Genomic DNA, 25,052 nt, shown 5'->3' on the forward strand with positions numbered 1-25,052 from the left:
TTATTGCGGCGCCATGCTGAACCCGATCGACCGTTGCATGCGCATCTCCCCGGCCGACAAGGCCCGGCTGCGCCTCCTGTTCTTGGCCAAGCATGCCTGCAAGGGCGGCGGCGCCGACAGCGTGGATGGCAATCATGCCGTCTATCATCATGAGATGCGATCGACGCTGGAGGCGATTGGCCTCCATGTCGCGGTTGCCGACAGTTATGATGCGCTGTTCGACAAGCCCGATGTCGACTTCGTCGTCACCCTGCTCAATCGCGGCGGATTTCAGAATAGCGAGATGCTGGCGCCGCTCCTGCTGTCCTGGCGCGGCGTGCCCTTCCTGGGTGCAAGCCCGATCGTCCGTGGCGTGTCCGACGATAAATATCTCTCCAAGCTGATCGCTCGCGCCCATGGCGTGCCGACCATGCCGGCGCGCATCCTGCGTCGGGGCGCCATGCCGGCCGGCCCGGAATTCCAGGCCGAGCGGCTGGTGGTGAAGCCCAACGCCTCGTCGGCCTCCTGGGGCCTCGCGATGGTCGACAACTGGACGGAGGCCCATGCCCATGCCGATCATCTCCATGGCCTGGGCCATGACGTGCTGGTCGAGGCCTGGGCGCCCTTGCTCGACGTGGCCGTGCCGGTCGTCGGCGGCAGCGGTGGCCAGCCCTGGATTCTCCCGCCGATGATGTATGTGCCGGCCGATCCGCATCGCGAACGCAGCTATGAGGAGAAGCGCGGCCTGATCGATGCGGGCGATGATCCGCTGATCCTGGTGGAGGACCATGACCTGCGGACGCGGCTAGAGGATATGACCCGCCGCCTGCTGCCCGAACTCTGGCCGTTCGACTATGGCCGGTTCGAGTATCGCTACGATCCGGCGTCGGGCGAGCTGCTGTTCATGGAAGTGAACCTGTCCTGCAATCTCTGGTCGAAGAAGACGATCTCGCGCTCAGCCGCGTCGATCGGCGTCGATCATCAGAGCCTGGTCGAAACGATCGTCGCGCAAAGCCTGGCCCGGCATGGCCTGCTGACCGAAATGCCGGTGCTGGAGGCCGCCTGATGCCCGGCATGGCAACGGCGCTGGTGCTCGCCGGCAAGCGCGACGGCGCGACAGACCCACTCGCACAGGCTGCGGGCGTCACCCATAAATGCCTGGTCCCGGTGGTCGGCCAGCCGATGCTGGTCCATGTGATCGAGGCGCTGGCGGCCAGCCCGCGCATCGGCGAAATCCGGGTCGCGATCGAGGATGTGGCGGTGCTCGACGCCCTGCCGCAACTGCGCGGACTACGGAATACCGGACGGCTGGTCGCTATTTCGGCCCGGCCCAATCTGGTCGATTCCGTACTGGCGGCGGCCGATGGTGCGCGCTTCCCGTTGCTCATCACCACTGCCGACAATGTGCTGCTGACGCCCGATGCACTGGCCGAGATGTTGGACGGTTGCGCCGCGCAGGGCGCGAACGCCGCCGTCGCCTTCACCCGCCGCGCGTCCGTGCTGACGGCGCATCCGCAGGGACAGCGCAAATTCTATCGCTTCGCCGACGACGAATTTTCCAACTGCAACACCTATTGGCTGAAGAATGCAAAGGCGCTGGCAGCGGCCGAGACCTTCCGCTCGGGCGGGCAGTTCGTGAAGCATCCGATGCGGATCATCGGCGCCTTCGGCCTCCTCAACCTGATCCGTTTCCGCTTCGGCATCGGCACACTGGGCCAGGCCTTTGCGCGTTTCTCCCGCCGCTTCCGCATGGTGATCGCGCCGGTGATCCTGAGCGACGGCGCGGTCGCGATCGACGTCGACAATGCGCGCAGCCATGGCGTGGCAAGCGAATTGCTGGAGCGGCGGCTGGCGCGGGTCGAGGCGGCCTGACCCTTGTTCACGTTGCGTGCGTTGCCCCCGGCCGACGGCAATGTCCTGCTGGCGGCCTATCATGACGGATTGCGTCGCCACTGGCCGCTGGGCCGGCGAACGGTTGCGCGGCTGATCGCGGCGAGCGGGCGCAGCGGCTGGGCGGCGTCGGAACGGCGCCTGCTGTGCGAAACGGTGCGGGCGCAGGGGCTCAGCATGCGCGATCGCAAGGGGCTGCATCGGCTGCTCAATCCCGGCGCTTTCCCGGCCGAGACCAATCCGCTCAAGAACAAGCAGCTTTTCGCCCGCCATGCCGCTGCGGCGGGATTGCCGGTGCCCGACAGTTTCGCGCTGGAGACAGGTGATATCGCCACTTGGCTGCACGGCCAGAGCGTCATCATCGCCAAGCCCAGCTATCGTTCCAAGGGGCAGGGGGTTGTGCGCTTCGCAAAGAAGGGCGGGCGCTGGGAAGGGGCGGAAGGGCCGATCGCCGACGATACGCTGCGCGCACGCCTGCTGGCGCTCTGGGCGGCCGGCGGGGTGATCCAGCGCTGCCTGGCTACCCATGAAGCGCTGGCGGACATGTCGCCGGGCGCGCTGCCGACCTTGCGCGTGGTCACCTGCCTGGACGAGGTTGGCACGCCCGAGGCCTGCGCGCTGGCGCTGCGCCTGTCTGCCGGCGGCGGGCGCCCTGTGGATAATTTCAACGCCGGGAATCTTGTGCTGTCGGTCGATGCCGACGGACGCTGTGGGCCGGTGTGGCAGGCGGGACCGGACGGCGCGCCGATCCGCTGCGACCGGCATCCGCTGACCGGCGCACTTATCAGCGGCCGGCCGGTGCCTGATCTGGATGCCGCCGTGGCGCTGGCGCTGCGGGCGCATCTCGCTTTCCGATCGGGCTTTACCGTGATCGGCTGGGATGTTGGCCTGACGCCGGACGGCCCGGTGCTGGTCGAAGGCAACTGGAACCCCGGCACCGACATCATGCAACTGGTGAGCGGCCGGGGGCTGGCCGACAGCCGGCTGGGCGCGCTTTACTGCCATCATCTGCGCCATCTGCCGCCGCAGCGCTGGCAGGCGGCCGGCGCGATCGAGCGCGACCCGCGTCGGGCGTGATCATCCTCTATGTCCATGCGCTGGCCGCGACCGGCGTGGTGCGCAATGTCCGTATCCTGGCCGCCGAACTGGCGGCGCGCGGGCTGGATGTCGAACTGGTGACGGCGCTGCCGGGCGGCGAGGGCGTGACCGGCGTGCCGCATCATGCGCTGCTGGCCGGGCCAAACCCGTCGCGCCCGCGCGAGAAGGTGCAGGCGATCGCGGCGTTGCGGCGGCATCTGCGATCGCGGGGGCAAGCGACGCTGATTTCGGCGGGCAATCATGGCCATGGCACCGCCTGGGCGGCGAGCCAGGGGCTGCGCGACGTGCGGCGCATCTATCGCATCAGCAACGACATCATGCGCAATGCGGCCGGCGCACCATCAGGTGGGCTCGGACGCATCGGCCGCACCGCGATGGCGCGGCTGCTGGCGCGCGACGCCGATCATCTGGTGCTGGTGTCGCCGACCTTGGCGGATACGCCTGCTTTTGCCGGCGCGGCGCGGGCAGGCAAGGTGGCGGTGATCCCCAATGGCATCGACGCCGATGCCGCCCGCTTCCTGGCCGACGGGCCAGTGCCGCATCGCTGGATGGGGCGCACGCCGCCGGTGATCCTGGCGATCGGCCGGCTGGCGCCGCAGAAGAATTTCGTCACTCTGCTTGCCGCCTTCGCGATCCTGCGGCGGGAGCGACCCGCGCGCCTCATCATCCTGGGCGAAAGTCGCGACCGCGCCTGTGACAGCCTGCGGGCGCAGGCGAAGGCGCTCGGTATAGCTGATGATCTCGACCTGCCCGGCACGGTCGACAATGTCTTTCCCTGGCTGGCCCATGCCGATGCCTTTATCCTGCCGAGCTGGTGGGAAGGATCACCCAATGTCCTGCTGGAGGCGATGGCCGTGGACGTGCCGATCGTCGCGTCGCGCAGCGCCGGCAACGCCGTCGACCTGCTCGATGATGGACGGTGCGGCCTGCTGGTCGACCCGGCCGATGCGACAGCGCTGGCAGATGCGCTGGAGCGTCAGCTCGATCTCGCCACCGCGATCCGCCCCGGTGACCGGATCGATCATTTCGGTCTGGACGCGCTGTCCGATGCCTGGGGGCGGCTGCTGCGCTAGCCGTTGCGAAACTGCCGTGGCGTTAGTCCGGTCCAGCGCTTGAACGCGCGACCAAAACTGGTCTGTTCGGCATAGCCCAGCCGCTCCGCCGTGGCGCTCGACATTCCTCACCGGCCGGCCGCACCAATGGACGTGCTTCCAGGTCGCCGAAAATTGGGCCAGCGCGGGCTGCTCAGCCATCCATAGCGCTGGCCTATGGCCTACCTGCAAATCGCTATTTGACCCTTTAGCGGCCCCATGCCAGCCCTCGGTCCAGACAGGGGAGAGGCATGCGGACAGAGATCGATCGGCGCGGGTTCATCGCAGCGGGCGCCAGCCTGATGATCGGCACGGCCGCCCGATCCGCCCTGCCGGTGATCCGGCAGTCGCCCAAGGCGCGCATCATCATCGACAATGATTTCGCCGGCGATCCCGACGGTCTGATCGCGCTCGCGCATCAACTGGCGACGAAGGCGGCGCGGCCGGTGCTGGTCACGACATCGGCGCTCGACGCGAAGCTGGCGGCGCTCGGCGGACAGCCGGCCGGCGCAACCGCCGCGGCGGGCAAACAGGCGGCGATCGACCTGATGAAGATCATGGGGGTGACGAACCCTTGCCCGGTGATCGCAGGCAGCGAGCAGTTCGGCGTCGCCGGGGCACAGGCATCGGCGGCGGCACGGGCGATCGTGGCGGAGGCGATGCGGGACGATCCGCTGCCGCTCTTCTTCACCTGTGGCGGGCCACTCACCAATCTCGCCCAGGCGATGCTGCTGGAGCCGGCCATCGCCGATCGCATGACCCTGGTCTGGATCGGCGGCGCCGACTATCCGCAGGGCGGCAGCGAATATAATCTGTCTACCGATCTGGAAGCGGCGCGTGTCGTGATCGAGCGGAGTCGCATGCCGATCTGGCAGATAGCCGCCGGCGCCTATCGCCAGTTGCAGATGTCGGTGGCGGAAATGACGGCAACCTTGCGGCCGATGTCGCCCACGACCGCATGGCTCTATGGCCGCTATGCCGATCTGCCGCCTTTCGTCCAACTGGGCGGCGCCATCACCCTGGGCGACAGTCCGATGGTATTGCTGACGTCCGTGTCTGCGGAGAGCAGCGCCTCCTCGGTCGTCGCCGGACGGCGCCTGCTGGACGATTCCCGCTATGGCGCGGAAATCCCCGGCCGCTCGATCCGCCTCTTCACCCAACTCGATGCGCGGCTGGCACTGGCCGATTTCCTGGCCCTGATGCGGCCGCGGGCAGGCTAGCGGGCGATCTCGATCCGATCGTCCACAACCCGCACCTCGTAGACATTCATCGGCGCCTTGGCCGGCGGGGTCATCGCGTGGCCGGTTTCCAGATATAGGTGTGCATGCGGTCCATCTGGGCCTGTCGGTCCTTGTTGTGCAGAAGGGACATCAATTTGGCGGCGCATCGACCGCTCGGGCGCGGTGGACGGCGGCTGGTCGACCACCCGGATGATCAACAGCCGCTTTGCCGGCTGAGATCGTCGCGCAGCGCGCTCTCGTCCCGGTCCAGCGCGTCGAGAGTCGCCAGCGCCATGGCGCGATAGGCCGGCAGCAGTTCGGGCGCGTGCGAGGTCAACGCCGTCAGATGATTGCCGATCGTCTGTCGGTCGCCGCGCAGCAGCGGGCCGGACAGGGCATCGATCCCGCGATCCAGGCTGTTGTCGAGCGCGGCCCGGACCAGCGGCGCCAGCAGCGCGCCGGGCTCCACCACGCCGGCCGCAACCAGCGCGTCGGACGCGCCGGCGATCAGCGTTACCAGATGATTGGCTGCATGGCAGAGGGCGGCATGATAGAGGGCGCGATGCGCTTCCGCGACCTCGACCGCCACGCCGCCCAGCAGCGCGACCAGCTTGCGCGCCGCCGCGATAGAAGGCGCATCGGCCCCGGTGATGGCGAAGCGGGCGCCCTGCATCCGCGCGACTTCGGCGGCCGGATCGCCGGTGAAGGTCATCGCCGGATGGACGGCGGCGGTGATCGCGCCCTGCGCTCGCAGCGGGGCAAGCAGCGCCGCGCCGCTGCGCCCGCTGACATGGCAGATGGTGGCAGACAGCGGCATAGTGGCCAGATCCGCGATCACCGCCGGCAGGGCGTCGTCCGCCACCGCCAGCAGGATCAGGTCGCAATTGGATGACAGCGAAGTTGACAGGGCAACGGCCTGCGCACGGCCAATCGCCTCGAGCGCAGCGGCGGCATGATCCGGATTGCGACCCTGCACCAGGATCGGCGCAGCGCTGTGCGGCGCCAGTGCCAGCCCCAGCGCGCGCGCGACCCGGCCGGTGCCGATGAGGCCGATCTGGCGATAGGCGGGATGCTCGGTCATGGCGCGCCTATATCCCGGCCGGTGCGGCTACTCTAGCCCGGATTGGTGGCGGTCACGATCCAGGCGGCGCCGTCGATCAGGATCGCGGTCTCGCCGGGCCGCGCGGCGAAGGCCTGGCGTACCGCCTGGGCGGCGCGATCCCGCACATCGGCAGGCTGATCGGCGAGCGCGCGGGAGAGCGGGCCGACCTCGAACGCCATGGCGAGGGCATCGTCCAGCGCCGCCTCGCGATTTGCGCCCTGGCCGAAGGGGATGACGCCATCGATCGGGGCTAGGTCGATTTCGGCAAAGCCGGCGTCGGTCAGGATGCGCGTTACCCGTGCCTGATCGCCAAAGGAGAAGGGGCCGGGCGCTTCGGGGTCGGGCGGCGCCAGCGGCGGCACGATGTCGCGGATCGCGCCCATCGGCAGGCGCACCCAATCATTGTCCGCCGCCGCCCGCCAGCAGACGAAGGCGATCCGTCCGCCCGGCCGCAGCCAGCGCCGCATATGCGCAAAGCTGACCACGGGATCGTCGAAGAACATCACGCCGAAGCGGGAGAAGAGCAGGTTGAAGCCGTGGGTGGTCAATGTCGCGCTGCCGGCATCGGCCAGGGCGTAGCGGATCGGCAGGTCGGCGGGCTGCTGCGATCGGGCGAGCGCGATAAGCGGCCCGGAAATGTCGAGGCCCAGCACTTCACCGGTTGCGCCGACCTGGCGGGCAAGGGCGATGCTGCTGGTGCCCGCGCCGCATCCCACGTCCAGCACGCGCTCGCCCGGCTGGACCGCCGCCGCCGCGATCGCCGCATCGCCAAAGGGGGCGAGCATGGCGTCGAGCCGCTGCCGATGCGTGACCCAGCGTTCGCCGCTCGATCCGTTCCAGTCCGACACCTGATAGACATTGGGCTGCGCCATCTTCTTTCCCTTTTGCGAATCGTTCGCAAAAATCTAATGGCTGGCGATCAACTTGCAAGAGCGGCTGATTACCAGATGACGCGACAGGCGATCAGGTCGTCAATTTAGCTGTCACTCAAGCCCAATATATCGCCATAGACCAGATGTTATGCTCGCCGAGCAACGGCGCGCCACGGGTGATGGCTGGCATCGCTGGCCATCGATCCGTTGCACGCGGCGGGATTGAGGCGCATGATGCTCAGGCACTTTCCGACTGAGCCATATCCACAGCGGTGCGCACCATCGTGCGCAGGTCCAGCATGGCCTGTGCGCCGGCTCTGGCGGCTTCGGCCGGCGTCAGGCCGAAACAGGTCTTGCGATGACCCGATATGACGCCGGAAAAGAGCGCGGCCTCCAGCGGCGCGACATCCCGGCCCAGGATCGCGCGGAGCAGACCGCCGCTGGTGCGGCCGCGCCGATAGCGCAACTGGGGGGCGAAATCGCGCAGGTCACCATCGCGTGCGGCGGCCAGCATCAGTTCGTCGATCGCCGGCAGGATGCGGTCGTTGCGGGGCGGGGGATTGGAATAGCGCGCGAGCAACTGCTCGTCGGTCAATGTCACTGCCTCCGGCACGGTGCCGCCGCCCGATTCCACCGCCTTGCGATAGATCATCTCGAACGCCGCGCGGACCAGTTCGGCGCTGGACCGGAAATTATAGGAAACGACGCCCAGCGTCAGGCCGGCCCGCGCGGCGACGGCGCGATGGGTCAGGGCCGCCATGCCCTCCTGCGCCAGCACATCGGCCGCCGCCTCGGCAATCTGTTCCATCGTGCCGCTGCTGATCGTCTGTTCGGGCAGGGCAAGGTCGGCCTGTTCGCGGGCAAACTGACGCCAATGGCCGGCACGCACCGGGCGCCCGCACAGCCAGTCGTTCCAGCCGGCGCACAGCTCTTCCAGCCCGGCGCGGTCGACCGGCCGGCGCCAGCGCATCAGGTGCAGCGTCGCTTCGCCATCGAACAGATAGGCGGTGAAGGCGCCTCGGCCCGGATGGTCGCAGCGCGCGCAGACCTCTTCCCAGAAATTGCGCCACATCGCCGTCCAGCGTTGGGCGACCGGGCCATAGCGATCCTCGCGCGCAGCGATCAGCTGGCATTCGCGCCAGACGAAGGCCAGGCGGCGTTCCTCCTCGCACCATTGGTCGATCAGGGCGGCGAGCAACGGCCCGAAGGCGTTACGCGACAGGGGCGCGACCCCCTCCAGTTCCGCCAGCCGCGCCGCGCACCAGCGTTCCGAATCGCGCTGGGCCTGTTCGTGACTGGATAGAAACAAATGTTTCAGTGATCCGAAGTGGTGATAGATTCCGGATACGGGGGTCTGGGCCAGGCGGCTGATCGCGCGGGCCGATGTGCCGCTCGCGCCATCGCGTTCCCATATGTCGAGAACGGCCTCGATAAGCCGCTCCATCGCGCAGATTTCCGATGTTTTTTTCGAATTTGCAGCCGTCGCCATAACGTCCTTTATGCCATATCCCGCCGAACTGGCAAAGGCTGCGTCGGGGCGATATCCGTGTCTCGCCGCTGTCATATTGCCGCTGTTCCTGTCATCGAACTGAGATACATATGTAACTGCGGATGCATACAGACGTTCTAACTGCCCCTCCGAATTCAACATCATTCGGGGGATACGCATCATGAAATGTTCGTCTGTCCTGCGCCGTCGCGCACTCATTCTGGCCGGCACCATGCTGATGGGGGCGGGGCTGATGGGGGCGGGCTTCGCGGCCCCGGCCCATGCGGAGGACGCGCCGCTTGACGAAGGGGATGCCGGCCTTGGTTCGATTGTCGTCACCGCGCAGAAGACCGAGACCAATCTGCAGAAGACGCCGATCGCCATTTCGGTGCTGGGCAGCGATGATCTCAAGGCGCGCAGCGTGGTGAGCCTGAAGGATCTGGGCGACGGCGCTGTGCCCTCGCTGCGCATCGCCCCCTTCGCCTCGCGCAATTCCGCGCTGACCGTCGGCATTCGCGGCATCGTGCCGTTCGACGCCAACCAGCCCAGCCGCGACGCGGGCGTCGGCATCTATATTGACGGCGTCTATCTCGGCCGGTCGCAGGGGCTGGGCACGGCTTTGTTCGACATCGAACGGATCGAGGTGCTGAAGGGGCCGCAGGGCACGTTGTTCGGCCGCAACTCGACCGGCGGCGCGCTCAGCATCGTCAGCAGGAAGCCGAGCGGCGAGTTTCACCTCAGCCAGGCCATGGGCGTCATGAACTATGACGGCTACAAGGTCGAAACCCATCTCGACCTGCCCAGCTTCGCCAATCTCAGCGTCAAGCTGGACGCGCTGGTCACCAAGCGCGGCGGCACCACCGACAATCCGATGACGGGCGAGGAGGATTATAACCAGCTCGACCAGCGCGGCATGCACGGCGCGATCCTCTGGGAACCGAGCAGCCGCTTCTCCGCCCAATATGATTTCGACACCTCCTACGACGCCAGCACGCCCTATTATTTCCAGATGCTGGGCAAGTCGGACCGTCTGCCGGTCGCGGACATGGTCGAGGTCCAGCCCGATCGCGCCAGGACCGCCGATATCGGCGTGCCGATCCAGAAGAGCATCGGCAAGACCCATGGTCATGCGCTGCATATGGACTGGCAGGTCGCCGATGGCATCAACCTGCGCTCCATCACTTCCTATCGCGAACTGAGCCAGAGCCAATATGACAATGGCGGCGCGCATCAGGGGGCCTTCGCCCCCTATGCCAAGTTTGCGCGCTACAGCCTCGCGGGTCTCGAACAGAATCAGTTCAGCCAGGAAGTGCAGTTGGTGGGCTCGCTCTCGCGCGTCGATTTCGTCGCCGGCGCCTATTATTATCATGAAAAGGGCGAGGATTGGGCCTGGGCGCCCTACACCATGCAGTGGGGCGCAACTGCGGCCGACGCGCCGACCCGCCTGCCGACGCTGGAAGCCGGCCAGGTCACGCCCTATCCCGACCGTGCCAGCGACGCCAAGGCGGACAGCTTCGCCCTCTATGGCCAGGCGACCTGGACCCCGGCGATCCTCGACGATGCGCTGCACCTGACCGGCGGCGCGCGCTATACCCGCGACAAGAAGAGCGGCGACCTGTTCAAGGTCAATGGCGTCGACAAGGATTTCCGTTTCGACATTTCCAGCAGCCGGATCGACCCGACCGTCACTCTGGCGTTCGACGCGACCGACAATATCCATCTCTATGGCAAATGGGGGACAGCCTATCGCGCCGGCGGCGCCAATTCCCGCTCCGTCACCTATCGCGCCTATAAGCCCGAAGAGGTCGAAACCTCCGAAATCGGCTTCAAGGGCGAGTTTCTCGACCGTCATGTCCGGCTGAACCTCGCCGCCTACAAGACGATCTACAAGAATCAGCAGATCGACTTCAACGCGGTGCTGTCCGAAGTGCCGGGCGGCCCGACCCGCACCACGATCGAGACCGTCAATGTCGACGGCCATGGCACGATCAAGGGCTTCGAGGCGGATCTGGTGGTCATGCCGGTCGAGGGGCTGACGCTGACCGCCGCCTATGCCTATACCAAGGGCGATCTGGCACAGGCGGCCAACCCCTTTGCCGGCAATGCGCTGCAGACCGTGTTCGTGGTCTACACGCCCAAGAACGCCTTCAGCGGCGCGATCGACTATAGCCTGCCGCTCGACTGGGCGACGCTGCGCGCCCATGTCGATGCCAATGGCGGCGATGGCTATCATTCCCAGTCCAGCGACGCGGCGCTGACCGACTCTTCCTTCCTGGTGAATGCCCGCCTGTCGCTCGCCGACATCACGCTCAAGGGCGACGCCAAGCTCCAGATTTCGGCCTGGTCGCGCAACCTGTTCAACGAACAGCACACATTCTTCCAGACCGGCTCCTCGTCGCTGCAAATGGGCATTTTCAACGAACCGCGCACCTATGGCCTGGAAGCCACGGTGCGCTTCTAAAATAGAGGGAGAGAGAAAAGATCATGCGCAAGATGATGATCCGCGCCGCGCTGGCGGCGCTGCCCCTGACGATGCCGGCCGCAGCCTTCGCCGGCACCATCGCCGATCCGGTGGTGGAACGGGTGGCGCCCGACAAGCTGGCGATCCGCTGGCAGGATGCCGATCCGGTCGATCTGTTGCAGGCCGATCGCCCCGATGCCCCCATTGCCAGCGCCACGCTGGTGGCGGCCAGGGACAAGGACGGCGTGCAGGAGGTGCAGGTGGCGCCGGGCACCCGCCCCTATTTCCTGTTGCGCGACAGCAAGAGCGGCGCGGTGACGCGCGTGGCCGAGCGTGTGCTGGTGATGGAACAATCCTCCAACTTCCGCGATCTGGGCGGCTATCCGGCGGCTGGCGGCAAGCATGTCCGCTGGGGCCGGATCTACCGCTCGGGTGGGCAGGCGATGCTGACCCCGGCCGACGTGGCGCAGGTGAAGGCGCTGGGCGTCGCCAATCTGGTCGACCTGCGCTCCGACGAGGAACGGCTGTTCGCGCCGACCAAGCTGGACGGCATTGCCTATAATGCTGTCGGCTATTCGATGGCCGCAATGATGCAGGGCATGAAGTTCGACCCCAAGAATATGGACATGGCCAAGCAGGCCGAAGCCTATGCCGGCACTTATCGCGGCATGGCGACCCAGTTGAAGCCGCAACTGCGTATCGTCTTTGCCCGCCTGCTGTCGAAGGACGGGCCGCTGCTGTACAATTGCTCGGCCGGGCAGGACCGCACCGGCTTTGTCAGCGCGATGATCCTGTCGGCGCTCGGCGTGCCGCGCGATGTCATCTATCGCGACTATGTGCTCTCGACGCCGTCGCGCCGCCCGGAATATGAAGTGCCGCCGATGAGCGATGCCGTCGCGCAGAGCAGCCCGATCGCCGGCATGTTCGCACAGATGCAGAAGGGCGGAGCGATGGCCAAGGCCAATCCGCTGGTGCTGCCCGACGGCACGCCCTTCCTGACCTATGCCTTCGCCGAAATCGACCAGAAATGGGGTTCGGTCGATGCCTATCTGGCCCAGGAAATCGGCCTGACGCCGGTGGACATTGCCGCGCTGCGCACCACCTATCTGGAATAAGTATCGCTTATTCCAGATCGGCATGAAGGGCGCGGCGGGATTCATTATCCCGCCGCGCCCGCAAGGCGCTAGGAGGCTGGAAAAGGGTGCGCTATCCTTGTCCCACTTTCTGGAGGCCATATGATTTTCCGTTCGATCGACCCGGCCAGCGACACGCTCCTGTGGGAAGGGGAGGCGGCCGATGCCGCGACCTGTGCGGCGGCCGTGACGCGCGCCCGCGCCGCCTTTCCGGCCTGGGCCGGGCTGCCGCAATCCGCGCGCGAGGATCATGTGCGGCGCTACAAGGCGCTGCTGTCGGACCGCAGCGATGCCTTTGCCAAGGCGATTGCGCGCGAGACCGGCAAGCCGCTATGGGAGGCGAAGACCGAAATCGCCTCGATGATCGGCAAGGTCGACATTTCGATCGCGGCGCAGGCGGAGCGCGCCGGATCGCGCGAGCAGGCGACCCCGTTCGGCCGGGCGGTGCTGCGCCACAAGCCGCATGGCGTGATGGCGGTGCTTGGCCCCTATAATTTCCCCGGCCATCTGCCCAACGGCCATATCGTGCCGGCGCTGCTGGCGGGCGATGTGGTTATCTTCAAGCCATCGGAACTTACCCCGCTGGTCGGCGAACTGATGGCGCAGGCGTTTCGCGACGCGGGCCTGCCCGATGGCGTCTTCACCTTGTTGCAGGGTGGGCGGGACACCGGCGCGGCATTGATCGCGCAGGATATCGACGGTCTGTTGTTCACCGGATCGGCGGGCGCGGGCGCGCATTTCGCGCGCGTGATGGCCGACCGGCCGGGCGTCATCCTGGCGCTGGAGCTGGGCGGCAATAATCCGCTGGTCGCCTGGGACGGCGATGCGCAGGCGGTCGCCTCGATCATCGTCCAGTCGGCCTTCATCACCGCGGGCCAGCGCTGTTCCTGCGCGCGCCGGCTGATCGTGCCGCAGGGCGCGGCGGGCGACGCGATCCTCGACGCGACGGTGGCGCTCGCCCGGCGGCTGACGATCGGTGCCTGGGACAGCCAGCCTGAGCCTTATATGGGCGCGCTGATCTCGGCTGAGGCGGCAGCTCATGCCAGGGCGCGCCATGCCGCGCTGCTGGCGCTGGGCGGGGGCGAATTGTTGCCGCTGGAGCAGCCGGCAGACCTCGGCGCGGCCTTCCTGACGCCGGGCATCATCGACATGACCGGGGTGAGCGCCCCCGACGAGGAGATTTTCGCGCCGCTGTTGCAGGTGACCCGCGTCGCCGATTTCGACGCCGCGATCGCCGCCGCCAACGCGACCCGCTATGGCCTGGCGGCTGGGTTGGTGTCCGCCGATGATGCGCTGTGGGACCGGTTCCTGCTGGAAAGCCGCGCGGGCGTCGTCAACCGCAACCGGCCGACCACCGGTGCCAGCGGGGCGATGCCGTTCGGCGGTCTGGGTGCATCGGGCAACCACCGCCCCAGCGCCTATTATGCCGCCGATTATTGCGCCTATCCGGTCGCCAGTTTCGAGGCGGCGCAGGTGCTGGATCTGACTGCCGATATCAAGGGGCTGGCGGGCTGATACATGCGCCCGGTCGGGAATTACTAGATGACGCAAGACAATATCGGCTTGGCACGGATGATGACATGACAGCGATTGCCATTCTGCTATGGCTTTGGATATGTCGTCCTATCGCCTGATTCCGAGCGCCGTCGAAAAGCCTTGGGGACGCAGGGATTTGCCTGCGCGCTTTGGGTTGAATGCCGATCGTCGCGTGGGCGAGATCTGGTTCACGGCGGACGCGGACCTGCCTCAGCCGCTGTTGGTCAAATATCTCTTCACCAGCGAGAAATTGTCGGTGCAGGTCCATCCCGACGATGCCCAGGCGCAGGCCATGGGGCTGGCTGGCGGCAAGTCGGAATGCTGGTATGTGCTGGCAACCGAAGGGGACGCTCGGCTGGGCATCGGCCTGACCCGGACGGTCGATGCCGATGCGCTGAAGGCTGCCGCACTGGATGGATCGATTGAGGAATTGATCGACTGGAAGCCGGTAAAGCCGGGCGATTTCTATTATATTCCGGCAGGTACGATCCACGCCATCGGCGGCGGGATCACCCTCGTCGAAGTGCAGCAGAATAACGACGTGACCTATCGCCTGTTTGATTATGGGCGCCCCCGCGAACTGCATCTGGATGCCGGCATGGCTGTTAGTGAGCCCGTACCCTATGACCGGCTGGCACAGCATGTGACCAACGACAGCGCCGCTATGCTGGTGGAGGAAACCGGCGCCCCCTTCACGCTCGAAAATCTGGTGCATGAGGCTGGCGAAAGGGTTCTGCAGGATCAGGGGCCGTTCTGGTTCATCCCGTTGCAGGGGAGTGGGCTGATCGACGGTCAGCCCTGGATGGCGGGCGAGTGCTGGCTGATCGAAGATCAGGCGGACATCGCGGTCGAACACCGGTTGCACGCCCTACTGGCGCGACCCGTCGCCTGAACGGCGCACCCATTCCACAATCTGGAACGCATTGGCGCTCGATCCGCCGGACGGCTTAACGCGACCGGCGCGCCCGGATTCGCGGTGAAGCGTCTGGTGACGTATAATGATCCACATGATGGAACCATGGTCCGTTATGGCAACGGTTCATCGATGATATAGCTCGCTTTGTCGCAAAGAGAGCGCCATCTCTACGTGTCCATATATAGATATAAAGACCCAATATATGGGATATCAAAGGGTTGTCGCGGCGGGGTCTGGTCGCGGTCGACCTCAAACCCGTGCCCAAACGGGGGGGCACGCATAGGGAGGATGTTTAAGTGAGGTTTTCCAATTATCGCGCCTTGTTGTCGACGTCGGCCGTCGCCGCCGTCCTGCTGGGCGCCATGCCGGCCGCGGCACAAGACCAGCAGCAGTCCGAACAGCCCCAGCAGGCGCCCGAAGCGAGCAGCGAGGATATCGTCGTCACTGGTATCCGTTCCAGCCTTCAGGGCGCGCTCAACGCCAAGCGCAATGCAGCCCAGGTTCTGGACGCCATCTCGGCCGAGGATATCGGCAAGTTCCCGGACAAGAATGTCGGTGAAGCGCTGCAGCGCGTGACCGGCGTCCAGCTGACCCGTTCCGACGGCGAAGGCTCCGGCATCACCATCCGTGGTGCCGATCCGTCACTGAACCGCGTTGAGATCAACGGCGTCACCGCCCTGTCCACCACCGTGGGCGGCGGCCGCGACGTCGATTTCCGCGATCTGCCCTCCGAATTCGTCAACCGCCTGGAAGTGGTGAAGTCGGCCACCGCCGACATGACCGAAGGCGGCGTCGGCGGCACCGTGCGCGTCATCACCCGCCGGCCGTTCGACAATGGCGGCAAGCCCTATCTGGCCGGTTCCGCCCAGGCCATCTATGCCGATATCGGCGACCATATGGACCCGCGCCTGGCGCTGATCGGCAGCGACACCTTCGCCAATGGCACGATCGGCGTGTTGGTGTCGGGCACGTTCGAGAACCGCAATGTCGAAAGCCATCAGGCGCGCACCACCGGCTGGGTCCAGCTGGACAGCGATCCCAATACGGCCGGCATGCAGGCCTATGACCTCAACAATGACGGCGTCGGCGATTTCTTCCCCGACATTCCGCGCTATGTCATCAACCGCCTGGAAACCCGCCGCTATGCGCTGAACGGCATCCTGGAATGGCGCCCGAGCGACGATTTCAAGGCCTATGTCGAAAGCAACTGGACCAAGTCGATCCAGTCGGTGACCTCGCAATATCTGCAGACCGGCACCAGCGGCGGCATCGTCGACACGGAAAACACCATCATCGGCCCGGACAATACGGTCGAATATCTGGTGATGACCAACAATACGTCGAAGGCGCAGACCAGCCAGCTGGGCGTGTCCTATCGCAACATTCTGGGCGACATCAAGCGTACCACCTATAATGTCGCGCTGGGCGCCGACTGGACGACCGGCAACCTGACGCTGACGCCGAAAATCTCGCTGTCCAAGGCCAAGGCCTATAATAACGAGATCAACGCGACCGCAGCCGTCACCGGCATGTCCAGCCTGATCGTCGACTATAGCAACGGCCAGAATGCGCCGAACATCATCCTGCCCAATGATCCGACCACCACGGCCGGCATCAACCAGCTGACCGTGCTGCGTCGTCCGCGCTATGACGACCAGACCGAGAAGATGGCCAAGCTGGACGCGGAATATAAGACCGACGGCGGCCTGTTCACCTCGTTCAAGATCGGTGGCCAGTATCGCGACCTGACGGTCAAGAGCCGCTTCTACACCCGCACCACGACGCTCAATGGCTTCAGCGATCCGGCGGTGCAGGCACAGATCGACAGCATCGTCAGCGGCAATGCGGCGCTCGGCACCTCGCCCTTCTTCCACACCGGCAATCTGGGCTTCACCGGCGATTATAGCGGCTGGCTCAACATGACCCAGGGCGTGGCCGATGCGGTCGGCATTCCCGATCCGTTCGCGGAAGGCGGCTGCCCGGCCAATGCCGACGGCACCTGCCAGGTCTATACCGACACCTGGAAGGTCGGCGAACGCAATCTGGCCGGCTATGGCCAGGCCAGCTTCGCCTTCGACGTCGGGGCCGTGCCCGTCAGCGGCGTGATCGGCGCCCGCGTCGTCAATACCAAGGTCAACACCTCGGGCTATCTCAGCACCGGCGGCGTGATCTCGCCCGTATCCTATGACAGCAACAGCACCGAATTCCTGCCCTCGATCAACATGAAGGCGGAACTCATCCCCAACAAGCTGATGGCGCGTGCGACCGCGACCGAAGTGATGGCCCGTCCGCTGCCGCAGCAGCTGGCACCGCGCTTCACCATCGACGTCGTTGGCCTGTCGGGTTCGCGCGGCAACCCGAATCTGCAGCCGTTCCGCGCTCGCCAATATGATGCGGGCCTGGAATATTATATCAACCGCACCAGCTTCGCGTCGGTCACCTATTTCCGCAAGGAAATCAGCTCGTTCATCCAGAACACGACCGAACCCTACACCGATGCCAGCGGCGTGACCTACACCATCACCGTGCCCACCAACGGCACGCAGAAGGTGACGATCAACGGCGTGGAGGCCGGCGCGCAGATCGCGTTCGACTTCATCGACGTGCCGGTGCTCAAGCAGATGGGCGTGGTCGCCAACTATACCTATTCCAAGGATAGCGGCTACGAAGGGAAGGATTATTTCACTGGCGATTCCCTGCCCTTCCAGGGCCTGTCGCGCCATGCCTACAATATCTCGGCCTATTATGAAGATGACGTCGTCAGCCTGCGGGGCGCCTATAACTGGCGGTCCAAATATCTGATCACGGCGCAGGGCCGCGGTAACAATCCCGAGTTTGGCGAAGCCTATGGCCAGCTCGACGCGTCGCTCAACGTCACGCTGATGCCGGGCATCTCGATGTTCCTGGAAGGCGTCAACCTGCTCGACGCGACGCGCAAGGAAAATGCCAACAGCGTCGAACGCCGCACCATCATCGAGACGGTCGGCCGCCGCGTCTATGGCGGTATCCGATTCAAGCTCTGATTGGCGCTCATGGCCTGGCCTCCCCCAGGTCATGAGACAGGCTGCGGGTCGGGACATGCCCGACCCGCAGCATCATGTTTTCAAGATCAAGCGGGACAGGTCGCCATGTTCTCTCGCCGCACCCTTCTTGCATCGCTGGCCCTCGCGCCGATCGCCGGCCCCTTGAACGCTGCGGCGCGGGAGCCGCTCTGGCGCGACGATTTCCGTCATGGCCTCAAGCAATGGCAGCTCGAGGCGGTGGGCGACGCGCGCGTGACCGCGCAGGACGGGCTGCTCGACATCGTCGCGCCCAGGGGGCTGACGCTCTGGTTCCGTCAGGCGCTCAAGGGCCCGGTCGCGATCCGCTATGATGTGCGCGCCGTGTCGGACGGCGGCCCCTATGACGAGGTCAGCGACGTCAACGCTTTCTGGATGGCGTGCGACCCGGCGGCGCCCGGCGGATCCGCGCTCGGCCGCACGCGCAGCGGCACGTTCGAGGATTATGACAGCCTCCAGACCTATTATGTCGGCATTGGCGGCAACCGGAACAGCACCACGCGGATGCGCCGCTATGTGGGGGAGCCGGGCCATCGCCCGCTGCTGCCGGAACATGACCGCACCGACAAGGCGGCGATGCTGGTGCCCAATCAGTGGTTTTCGATCGGCCTGATCGCCAACGGATCTCATATCGTGGTGGAGCGGGACGGGGCGACCCTGTTCACGCTCGACGATCCCGATCCCTATCGCAGCGGCCATTTCGGCCTGCGCACGACGCAGAGCCATCTCCAGGTCCGCAACTTCACCATCACCAAGATCTGAACAACATAAAAGGGAGAGCAAAGTGGATATCAGGGCGGGGATCAGCCGGCGCGACAGCCTGAAGGCGGGATTGATGGCGAGCGCGACCGCGCTGCTGCCGGGCGCGGCGCAGGCGGCGACCAGTGCGCGCAGCGGCGCGATGCCGGAAACCCCGGTGCGCTGGATCGACGATGCCGCCCCGCCGCTCTCGCTCGGCCAGACGTTCGGCGTGCCATGGCCGCGCGGCGTGCTGCGCGCGGGCAAGCCGCTGTCGGTACAGGGCGCCGATGGCACCGCTCTGCCCTCGCAGCACTGGACGCTGGCCACCTGGCCCGACGGTTCGATCAAATGGACCGCCCATGCGCTGCCCGCCGGCACCGGCCAGCCCGGCGCGCTGCGCGTGGTACCGGGCAAGCCGGCCGCGCCGCAGGCACCGGTGCTGGTGCGCGAACTGGCCGACCGGATCGAGATTCAGGTCGGGGCGCTGCGCTGGAGCATCGGCCGCTCGGGCAATGCCATCATCCAGTCGGCGCAGCAGGGCGGCCGCACTGTCGTTGGTCCCCTGACGCTGGTCGCCAGCGTCGACAGCGCGCCGGAGGGCGGCACCCGCACGCCCTTCACCGGCCGCATCACCAGCGCCACGGTCGAGCAGAAGGGGCCGGTCCGCGCCGAGGTCAAGCTGACTGGCGTGCATGAGGGGCAGGGGCGACAGATATTGCCCTTCACCCTGCGCCTCTACGCCCATGCCGGCGGCGACCATCTGCGCATCGTCCACAGCTTCATCTTCGATGGCGATCCGGCGAAGGATTTCATCAGCGGCATCGGCCTCACCGCCGCCGTGCCGATGGCGGGCGCCGCGCATGACCGTCATGTCCGCCTCGCCACCGCCGATGATGGCCTGTTCAGCGAAGCGGTGCGGCCGCTCACCGGCCTGCGCCGCGATCCGGGCAAGGCGGTGCGTGCCGCGCAGATCGCCGGCAAGGCGGTGCCGATGGACGCGATGGCGCCGGGCGTCGCCAAGCTGCTCGATCGCATCCCGACCTGGGGCGATTTCGACCTGACCCAATTGTCGGCCGACGGTTTCTCCATCGCCAAGCGCACCCAGGACGGCCATGCCTGGGTCGATTCCGTCGCTGGCAGCCGGTCGCAGGGCCTGGGCTATATCGGCTCGCCCCAAGGCGGCGCGGCGATCGCCACCCGCTATTTCTGGCAGCGCCACCCGTCCCAGATCAGCATTCGGGACGCCGAAAGCGACATGGCGACGCTGACCGCCTGGCTCTGGTCGCCCGATGCCAAGCCGATGGACATGCGCTCCTATCGCGGCGTCCTGGGGATGGAGGGTTATGACGCCCAGAATGAAGGGCTCGACATCACCTATGAGGATTATGAGCCCGGCTGGGATGCCGCGACCGGCGTTGCCCGCACCAGCGAGCTGACCCTCTGGGCCTGCGCCGCCACCCCCTCGGCCGATGCGCTGGCCGCCATGGCACAGGCGAACGCCGTGCCGCCGCAGCTGATGGTGACGCCCGACCGCATCCATGAAGCCGGGGTGTTTGGCATCTGGAGCCTGCCGGACCGCTCGACGCCCATGAAGGCGCGGATCGAGGACCAGAATACAAATCTCGTCGACTTCTATGTTGGTGAGGTCGATCGCCGCCGCTGGTATGGTTTCTGGAACCATGGCGACATCATGCACACCTATGATTTCGACCGGCATGTCTGGCGCTACGACATTGGCGGCTTCGCCTGGGACAATAGCGAGCTTTCGCCCGACCTGTGGTTCTGGACCAGCGTGCTGCGCACCGGCAATGCCGCCGCCTTCCGCTTTGCCGAGGCGCTGACCCGGCACACCGGCGAGGTCGACGTCTATCATCTCGGCCGGTTCAAGGGGCTGGGCACCCGCCATGGCGTCCAGCACTGGAGCGACAGCAGCAAGCAGCCGCGCGTCAGCAATGCCATGTATCGCCGCATCTTCTATTATCTGACCGCCGACGAGCGCGCCGGCGACCTGATGCGCGATCTGGTCACGTCCGACCTGGCGCTGGAGCATGTCGAGATCGGCCGCAAGGTGCCGGGGGCCGAGCGCACGCCGCTGCCGGCGGGGGTCATTGACCTCAGCTTCGGCACCATGTGGTGCTCGGTCGCCTCGGCCTGGCTCACCGAATGGGAGCGGACCGGCGACAAGAAGTGGCGCGAACGACTGCTGAACGGCATGGATAGCATCGGTCGCCTGAAATATGGCTGGCTGGCGGGCAGCGCGCCCTATGATCTCAAGACCGGGCGCTTCATGGGCGCGGGGGACAAGATTTCCATCTCGCACCTCAATGCCGTGTTTGGCGCGCTGGAGGTGAATGCCGAGCTTCTCGACCTGCTCGACGTGCCGCGCTATCGCACCGCCTGGCTCGATTATTGCCGCTGGTTCAATGCCTCGCCGCAGGAGTGGAAGGCGAAATTCGACCAGCCCTTCGGTCGCCGTAACCTCAAGGAAGGCCATTCGCGCCTGACCGCCTATGTCGCGCGCGAGACCGGCGACAAGGAATTGGCGGTGCGCGCCTGGAAGGAATTTCTCGGCGGCGACGCGGGCCTCGGCCTGTCGAACGGCGATCCGCGCGTGGCGCTGAAGGGGCCGGCCTATGTCCGCCCGATCGTCGAATGGCCGGACGTCTCCACCAATGCGGCGTCGCAATGGGGCCTTGCCGCGATCGAGAATCTGGCGCTCATTCCCGACGCGCTCGCTGACGCTGCCAACTGATGAAGGGCCATAAGATGAAGACGATGATGATGGGCCTGATGGCGGCGCTGACGGTGAGCGCGGCGACCCCGGCGCTGGCCAAGCCCGTGGCCGAATGGGTCGACCAGACTACCGGCCACCGCGTGCTGCGGCTGACCGACACGCCGGGCAGCGCCAGCCTCTATTTCCACCAGAACAGCTATACGCCGCAGGGCGACAAGATGGTGATCTCCACCCCCGACGGCATTTCGGTGCTGACGCTGGCGGACTGGAGCATCAGGCCGCTGGTCAAGGGCAAGGATATCCAGCTGCTCTTCACCGGGCGCAAGACGCGCACGGCCTATTATGCCAGCCACAGGCGCGACGACGGCGCGGGCGCGACGACGCTTTATGCCGCCGACATCGACAGCGGCAAGGTGCGCAAGATCGCGACCGTCGATCGTGGTTCGATCGGCTCGATCAATGCGGACGAGACGCTGCTGCTCGGCCAATGGGCGGCGAGCGACAAGCCGCTCCAGCCCGACGGCACCCAGAAGCGCGCCGCGCCCGAGATCAAGCAGCAGTTCGGCCAGGCCAATTATGCCGCCAACGGCCCGGACGGAAAGCCGCTCAGCTTTGCCGAGGCGAAGGAAGTGCGCCTCAATGAACGGCTGGAAGCGCGCATCCCGATGGAGATCTTCACCATCGACATCCGCACCGGGGAGCGCAAGGTGGTGGTCGCCTCGACCGACTGGCTCAACCATATCCAGTTCTCGCCGACCGACCCCGGCCTCATCATGTATTGTCATGAAGGCCCCTGGCACAAGGTCGACCGGATCTGGACGATCCGCACCGACGGCAGCGGCCAGCAACTGGTCCACAAGCGCAGCATGAACATGGAAATCGCCGGCCACGAGTTCTTCTCGCCCGACGGCAAGTGGATCTGGTATGATCTGCAGACCCCGCGTGGCGAGGTGTTCTGGCTCGCAGGCTATGAGCTGGCGACCGGGCATCGCCAATGGTTCAAGGTCGACCGCAACCAATGGTCGGTCCATTACAACCAGGCGCCCGACTTGAAGCATTTCTCCGGCGACGGCGGCGACAGCGAAATGGTCGCCCATGCGCCCGACGGCAAATATCTCTATCTCTTCACGCCCCAGGCTATTCCCGACGTTGCCGGCATCCATGCCGACAATGCCGCCGACCTGATCGCGCCGGGCACCTTCGGCGTCGAGAAGATCGTCGACATGCGCAAGCATGACTATCGGCTGGAGCCCAACATCACCTTCACGCCCGACGGCAAATGGATGATCTTCCGCTCCAACATGGATGGCGCGCCGCAAATCTACGCGGCGGAGATTGCCAAGACGGCGGGCTGATCGGCGCGGGACGATGCCGGTTCAGTCGGCATCGTCCTCGCTGTGCATGATGTCGGCGCGGGTGATGGTGCCGCCCTGGCTGTGGACCACGGCCAGCCGCTTGCGGCCCTTGTCGCGGAAGCTGATCTCGCCGCTGTCGATCGCGGGATCGGCGATCATGATGAGGGCGTCGAACACGCCGCGCGCCTCGCGCAATTCGCTCAGGATCGTCAGCAGCTCGTGGGACGTGATGCGCGTGCCCCCTTCGCTGTCGGGCATCTGCTTCTCGATGATCCGGTGCAACGCCTCGACGATCGCCAGCGTCGGGTGCAGTCGCTCGACCGGCACTGGCGGGGTCAGCGGCACGGCGCGAACATCGGCCAGCGCCAGATAGGGGTCGATCGCGCCGGGGCCGAAGACCTGCTCGATATTGGCAAGGGTCACGGCGTCCAGGTTGCTCGCCTCGTTGCGGGCATTCTTGACCGTGCCGGCCGAACAGCCGATCCGTTCCGCCAGCTGGCTGTCGGACAGGCCATGGGCCTTCTGGATGCGCCGCACGATGGTGGCGACCGCTTCCCGATAGATGCCGTTCGATAGCCGCGTTCCGGCCATGTCCCGCTTCTCCCGCTTCGACGTGCCCCGCCCGACAAAAATGCCGGGCCGGACGGATGTGCGCAAGACTTTGTGCGCGGCGCCCGATTTCGGCAAAGACCTTGGCGGGGCCTGCACCCTAGTCGCACCATCCATGAACCCCGATCGTCGCCGTTTTCTCCTTTCCGCTTCCGTTCTGGTCGCGGGCGCTGTTGGCACCGCGCGTGCCTCCGCGCCGGGGCCGATGCGCGCGCTGAAACCCATGGTGCCGGCCCAGCCGATCGCGCCGCTTGCCACGCCCACCCCGCCGGCGCTGGTGAAGCCCGCGCTGTTCGCGCAGGCCCGCGCGGCGCTGGAACGGCATCCGCAGATCGTCAACCGGCACCGCATGGCGCTGGTCGATTTTGCCGCGCCCTCGTCGGAGCCGCGGCTGCACATCGTCAACCTGCTGGATGGCACCACCACCTCCTATCTGGTGGCGCATGGCAGCGGATCGGACCCGGATCATAGCGGCTGGCTGGAGCGCTTTTCCAATGCGCCCGGTTCCAACGCCTCCTGTTCGGGCGCATTCCTGACGGCCGATCCCTATGTCGGGAAACATGGCCCGTCGCAGCGCTTGCAGGGGCTCGATCCGACCAACGACAATGCGATGAGCCGGGCGATCGTGCTGCATGGTGCCTGGTATGCCGAACCCACGCTGGCCGGTGCGCGCGGCAAGCTGGGGCGCAGCCAGGGCTGTTTCGCGGTCGGCGACAGCGTCCGGTCGCAGGTCATGGCCCAGTTGGGCCGGGGCAGCCTGATCTACGCGGCCAAGCTGGTCGTCTGAATTCTGCCATAAGCGCGTCGCCCCAATCGGCGCGCGGGTCCGTGCCGCCGCTTAACCCCTTTCGCGGTGGGCACCATGGCCGTCCGGGAGCGATGCTTGCATCGCTCCCGGACTTTATTTCTCGGTATTTTCCCTGAGCTCTATCCACGGCTTTGCCGAATGCGCGGCGCCAGCGTTGCTGTAGCATGCGGCCGTCTGCGACTCCGCTTTCCGGCGTCGCAGGAACAGGGGAAAAGAGGATGACGCGTTTTTCGACATTCTTGTCGGTGACCGCCTTGCTGGCGGCTGCCCTTCCGATCTCACCGGCCCATGCGGCGGCGCCGCGCGATGTCGATGATCTGGTCGGTGCGCGAGGCTCTTCGGGGGAAAATGCGCTCCAGTCGCGCGGCTATCGTGTCGCCAAGCAGAATGGCCTCACCAACTATTGGTGGAACAGCGCGAAGGACCAGTGCATCCGGGTCGTCACCTATAATGGTCGCTATGACGCGATCGACAGCGCGTCAGACGGTGATTGCGGCCATGACGGTGGCAACACGGCCGCCGCGGCCGTAGCCGGCGTTGCGGCGATCGGCCTGATCGCGGCGCTTGCCAGCCACAAGAAGAGCCATGGCGACAGTTCGGCCCAGCATGACAGCGAATATGAGCGCGGCTATCATGACGGCCTTTATGGCGGTGACTATGATCGCAACGACAGCGAAGCCTATCATTCGGGCTTTTCGGCGGGCAATGCGGAGCGGAGCAATCGCCTTGCCGCCAACAGCCAGATCGTGCGGGGCGCGCCGGCGGCGGCGCAGCGGGCCTGTGCCCGGCGCGGCGACGAGTTCCAGAATGTGCCGGCGGGCAGTTCCGTGCCGGTCAGCGTCTATCCCCAAGGTGGGGATCGCTACGAGATCATCGTCGCGTCCGGCCATTATCGCTCGCGTTGTAGCGTTACGGGCAATGGCAATGTGATGTCGATGGACCCCTACTGATCGAAAGGA

The 25,052-nt window shown here is 66.1% G+C and carries 21 protein-coding genes; 15 read left to right on the forward strand and 6 right to left on the reverse strand.

Annotated elements, in window-relative coordinates:
- Positions 1-13: 13 nt before the first annotated feature.
- The 4 genes from DIZ22_RS21250 to DIZ22_RS21265 are packed head-to-tail and all read left to right on the forward strand — an operon-like array spanning position 14 to position 4,040.
- Positions 14-1,045 carry a phosphoribosylglycinamide synthetase gene (locus tag DIZ22_RS21250; protein WP_048936368.1) on the forward strand — a complete coding sequence of 344 codons (1,032 nt, stop codon included), beginning with the start codon at positions 14-16 and terminating at the stop codon, positions 1,043-1,045.
- A complete protein-coding gene (locus DIZ22_RS21255; protein ID WP_048936369.1) occupies positions 1,045-1,851 on the forward strand; it encodes an NTP transferase domain-containing protein in 807 nt (268 codons plus the stop codon). Before DIZ22_RS21250 ends, DIZ22_RS21255 begins: the two co-directional genes overlap by 1 nt.
- Positions 1,852-1,854: 3 nt before the next feature.
- The gene (locus DIZ22_RS21260; protein ID WP_048936370.1) at positions 1,855-2,946 is read left to right on the forward strand and encodes a sugar-transfer associated ATP-grasp domain-containing protein; all 1,092 of its coding nucleotides are present in this window, start codon (positions 1,855-1,857) and stop codon (positions 2,944-2,946) included.
- Positions 2,943-4,040: a glycosyltransferase gene (locus tag DIZ22_RS21265; protein WP_048936371.1), complete on the forward strand. Its 1,098-nt coding sequence runs from the start codon at positions 2,943-2,945 to the stop codon at positions 4,038-4,040. Before DIZ22_RS21260 ends, DIZ22_RS21265 begins: the two co-directional genes overlap by 4 nt.
- Here DIZ22_RS21265 and DIZ22_RS21270 read toward each other — a convergent pair.
- Entirely contained in the window at positions 4,037-4,144 is a 108-nt protein-coding gene (locus DIZ22_RS21270) for a helix-turn-helix domain-containing protein (protein WP_234415651.1), read from the reverse strand. The genes DIZ22_RS21265 and DIZ22_RS21270 overlap by 4 nt on opposite strands.
- Positions 4,145-4,309: 165 nt before the next feature.
- Here DIZ22_RS21270 and DIZ22_RS21275 point away from each other — a divergent pair, with 165 nt between their 5' ends.
- Entirely contained in the window at positions 4,310-5,278 is a 969-nt protein-coding gene (locus tag DIZ22_RS21275) for a nucleoside hydrolase (protein ID WP_048936372.1), read from the forward strand.
- On the opposite strand, the gene DIZ22_RS22320 is transcribed toward DIZ22_RS21275, so the two are convergent.
- The 4 genes from DIZ22_RS22320 to DIZ22_RS21295 form a co-directional block, all read right to left on the reverse strand.
- Positions 5,275-5,496 (reverse strand): hypothetical protein, encoded by a 222-nt coding sequence (locus DIZ22_RS22320; protein ID WP_048936373.1) that lies wholly within the window; start codon positions 5,494-5,496, stop codon positions 5,275-5,277. The genes DIZ22_RS21275 and DIZ22_RS22320 overlap by 4 nt on opposite strands.
- Positions 5,493-6,359 carry a DUF2520 domain-containing protein gene (locus DIZ22_RS21285; RefSeq protein ID WP_048936374.1) on the reverse strand — a complete coding sequence of 289 codons (867 nt, stop codon included), beginning with the start codon at positions 6,357-6,359 and terminating at the stop codon, positions 5,493-5,495. Before DIZ22_RS21285 ends, DIZ22_RS22320 begins: the two co-directional genes overlap by 4 nt.
- A gap of 32 nt (positions 6,360-6,391) precedes the next feature.
- A complete protein-coding gene (locus DIZ22_RS21290) occupies positions 6,392-7,252 on the reverse strand; it encodes a methyltransferase domain-containing protein (RefSeq protein WP_048936375.1) in 861 nt (286 codons plus the stop codon).
- Positions 7,253-7,490: 238 nt separating this feature from the next.
- The gene (locus tag DIZ22_RS21295; RefSeq protein WP_240626787.1) at positions 7,491-8,696 is read right to left on the reverse strand and encodes a TetR family transcriptional regulator; all 1,206 of its coding nucleotides are present in this window, start codon (positions 8,694-8,696) and stop codon (positions 7,491-7,493) included.
- A 226-nt stretch (positions 8,697-8,922) separates the two neighbouring features.
- Between DIZ22_RS21295 and DIZ22_RS21300 the strand changes: the two genes are divergently transcribed.
- From DIZ22_RS21300 to DIZ22_RS21335, 8 genes are all read left to right on the forward strand, one after another.
- Positions 8,923-11,202, forward strand: a complete 2,280-nt coding sequence (locus DIZ22_RS21300) for a TonB-dependent receptor (RefSeq protein WP_048936377.1) — start codon at positions 8,923-8,925, stop codon at positions 11,200-11,202.
- A gap of 23 nt (positions 11,203-11,225) precedes the next feature.
- Positions 11,226-12,317: a tyrosine-protein phosphatase gene (locus DIZ22_RS21305; RefSeq protein WP_122928728.1), complete on the forward strand. Its 1,092-nt coding sequence runs from the start codon at positions 11,226-11,228 to the stop codon at positions 12,315-12,317.
- 120 nt (positions 12,318-12,437) lie between these two features.
- Positions 12,438-13,850 carry a succinylglutamate-semialdehyde dehydrogenase gene (astD, locus tag DIZ22_RS21310; protein WP_122928730.1) on the forward strand — a complete coding sequence of 471 codons (1,413 nt, stop codon included), beginning with the start codon at positions 12,438-12,440 and terminating at the stop codon, positions 13,848-13,850.
- A gap of 100 nt (positions 13,851-13,950) precedes the next feature.
- Positions 13,951-14,763, forward strand: a complete 813-nt coding sequence (locus DIZ22_RS21315; protein ID WP_048936380.1) for a class I mannose-6-phosphate isomerase — start codon at positions 13,951-13,953, stop codon at positions 14,761-14,763.
- A 320-nt stretch (positions 14,764-15,083) separates the two neighbouring features.
- Positions 15,084-17,810 carry a TonB-dependent receptor gene (locus DIZ22_RS21320; protein ID WP_048936381.1) on the forward strand — a complete coding sequence of 909 codons (2,727 nt, stop codon included), beginning with the start codon at positions 15,084-15,086 and terminating at the stop codon, positions 17,808-17,810.
- Positions 17,811-17,915: 105 nt separating this feature from the next.
- The gene (locus tag DIZ22_RS21325; protein ID WP_048936382.1) at positions 17,916-18,608 is read left to right on the forward strand and encodes a DUF6250 domain-containing protein; all 693 of its coding nucleotides are present in this window, start codon (positions 17,916-17,918) and stop codon (positions 18,606-18,608) included.
- A 22-nt stretch (positions 18,609-18,630) separates the two neighbouring features.
- Complete coding sequence (locus DIZ22_RS21330; RefSeq protein ID WP_048936383.1) at positions 18,631-21,339, forward strand: Tat pathway signal sequence domain protein; 2,709 nt, start codon at positions 18,631-18,633, stop codon at positions 21,337-21,339.
- A 14-nt stretch (positions 21,340-21,353) separates the two neighbouring features.
- Complete coding sequence (locus DIZ22_RS21335; protein ID WP_048936458.1) at positions 21,354-22,676, forward strand: oligogalacturonate lyase family protein; 1,323 nt, start codon at positions 21,354-21,356, stop codon at positions 22,674-22,676.
- A gap of 21 nt (positions 22,677-22,697) precedes the next feature.
- Here DIZ22_RS21335 and DIZ22_RS21340 read toward each other — a convergent pair whose 3' ends face one another.
- Positions 22,698-23,267, reverse strand: coding sequence for a helix-turn-helix domain-containing protein (locus DIZ22_RS21340; RefSeq protein WP_048936459.1), 570 nt, complete (start codon positions 23,265-23,267; stop codon positions 22,698-22,700).
- A 133-nt stretch (positions 23,268-23,400) separates the two neighbouring features.
- Here DIZ22_RS21340 and DIZ22_RS21345 point away from each other — a divergent pair, with 133 nt between their 5' ends.
- Together DIZ22_RS21345 and DIZ22_RS21350 are read left to right on the forward strand one after the other, a co-directional pair.
- Entirely contained in the window at positions 23,401-24,072 is a 672-nt protein-coding gene (locus tag DIZ22_RS21345; protein ID WP_037490921.1) for a murein L,D-transpeptidase catalytic domain family protein, read from the forward strand.
- 239 nt (positions 24,073-24,311) lie between these two features.
- Complete coding sequence (locus DIZ22_RS21350; protein WP_048936384.1) at positions 24,312-25,043, forward strand: hypothetical protein; 732 nt, start codon at positions 24,312-24,314, stop codon at positions 25,041-25,043.
- Positions 25,044-25,052: the final 9 nt, after the last annotated feature.

Origin of the sequence: Sphingobium sp. LF-16 (assembly GCF_003711185.1) — a bacterium.
Classification (GTDB): Bacteria; Pseudomonadota; Alphaproteobacteria; order Sphingomonadales; family Sphingomonadaceae; genus Sphingobium; species Sphingobium yanoikuyae_A.

Excerpts from the sequence above, each read along its gene's own strand:
- DIZ22_RS21250 (WP_048936368.1), top strand. The coding sequence starts at position 14 with ATGCTGAACCCGATCGACCGTTGCATGCGCATCTCCCCGGCCGACAAG.
- DIZ22_RS21255 (WP_048936369.1), top strand. The coding sequence starts at position 1,045 with ATGCCCGGCATGGCAACGGCGCTGGTGCTCGCCGGCAAGCGCGACGGC.
- DIZ22_RS21270 (WP_234415651.1), bottom strand. The coding sequence starts at position 4,144 with ATGTCGAGCGCCACGGCGGAGCGGCTGGGCTATGCCGAACAGACCAGT.
- DIZ22_RS21275 (WP_048936372.1), top strand. The coding sequence starts at position 4,310 with ATGCGGACAGAGATCGATCGGCGCGGGTTCATCGCAGCGGGCGCCAGC.
- DIZ22_RS21285 (WP_048936374.1), bottom strand. The coding sequence starts at position 6,359 with ATGACCGAGCATCCCGCCTATCGCCAGATCGGCCTCATCGGCACCGGC.
- DIZ22_RS21290 (WP_048936375.1), bottom strand. The coding sequence starts at position 7,252 with ATGGCGCAGCCCAATGTCTATCAGGTGTCGGACTGGAACGGATCGAGC.
- DIZ22_RS21295 (WP_240626787.1), bottom strand. The coding sequence starts at position 8,696 with ATGGAGCGGCTTATCGAGGCCGTTCTCGACATATGGGAACGCGATGGC.
- DIZ22_RS21300 (WP_048936377.1), top strand. The coding sequence starts at position 8,923 with ATGAAATGTTCGTCTGTCCTGCGCCGTCGCGCACTCATTCTGGCCGGC.
- DIZ22_RS21305 (WP_122928728.1), top strand. The coding sequence starts at position 11,226 with ATGCGCAAGATGATGATCCGCGCCGCGCTGGCGGCGCTGCCCCTGACG.
- astD (WP_122928730.1), top strand. The coding sequence starts at position 12,438 with ATGATTTTCCGTTCGATCGACCCGGCCAGCGACACGCTCCTGTGGGAA.
- DIZ22_RS21315 (WP_048936380.1), top strand. The coding sequence starts at position 13,951 with ATGTCGTCCTATCGCCTGATTCCGAGCGCCGTCGAAAAGCCTTGGGGA.
- DIZ22_RS21325 (WP_048936382.1), top strand. The coding sequence starts at position 17,916 with ATGTTCTCTCGCCGCACCCTTCTTGCATCGCTGGCCCTCGCGCCGATC.
- DIZ22_RS21335 (WP_048936458.1), top strand. The coding sequence starts at position 21,354 with ATGAAGACGATGATGATGGGCCTGATGGCGGCGCTGACGGTGAGCGCG.
- DIZ22_RS21340 (WP_048936459.1), bottom strand. The coding sequence starts at position 23,267 with ATGGCCGGAACGCGGCTATCGAACGGCATCTATCGGGAAGCGGTCGCC.
- DIZ22_RS21345 (WP_037490921.1), top strand. The coding sequence starts at position 23,401 with ATGAACCCCGATCGTCGCCGTTTTCTCCTTTCCGCTTCCGTTCTGGTC.
- DIZ22_RS21350 (WP_048936384.1), top strand. The coding sequence starts at position 24,312 with ATGACGCGTTTTTCGACATTCTTGTCGGTGACCGCCTTGCTGGCGGCT.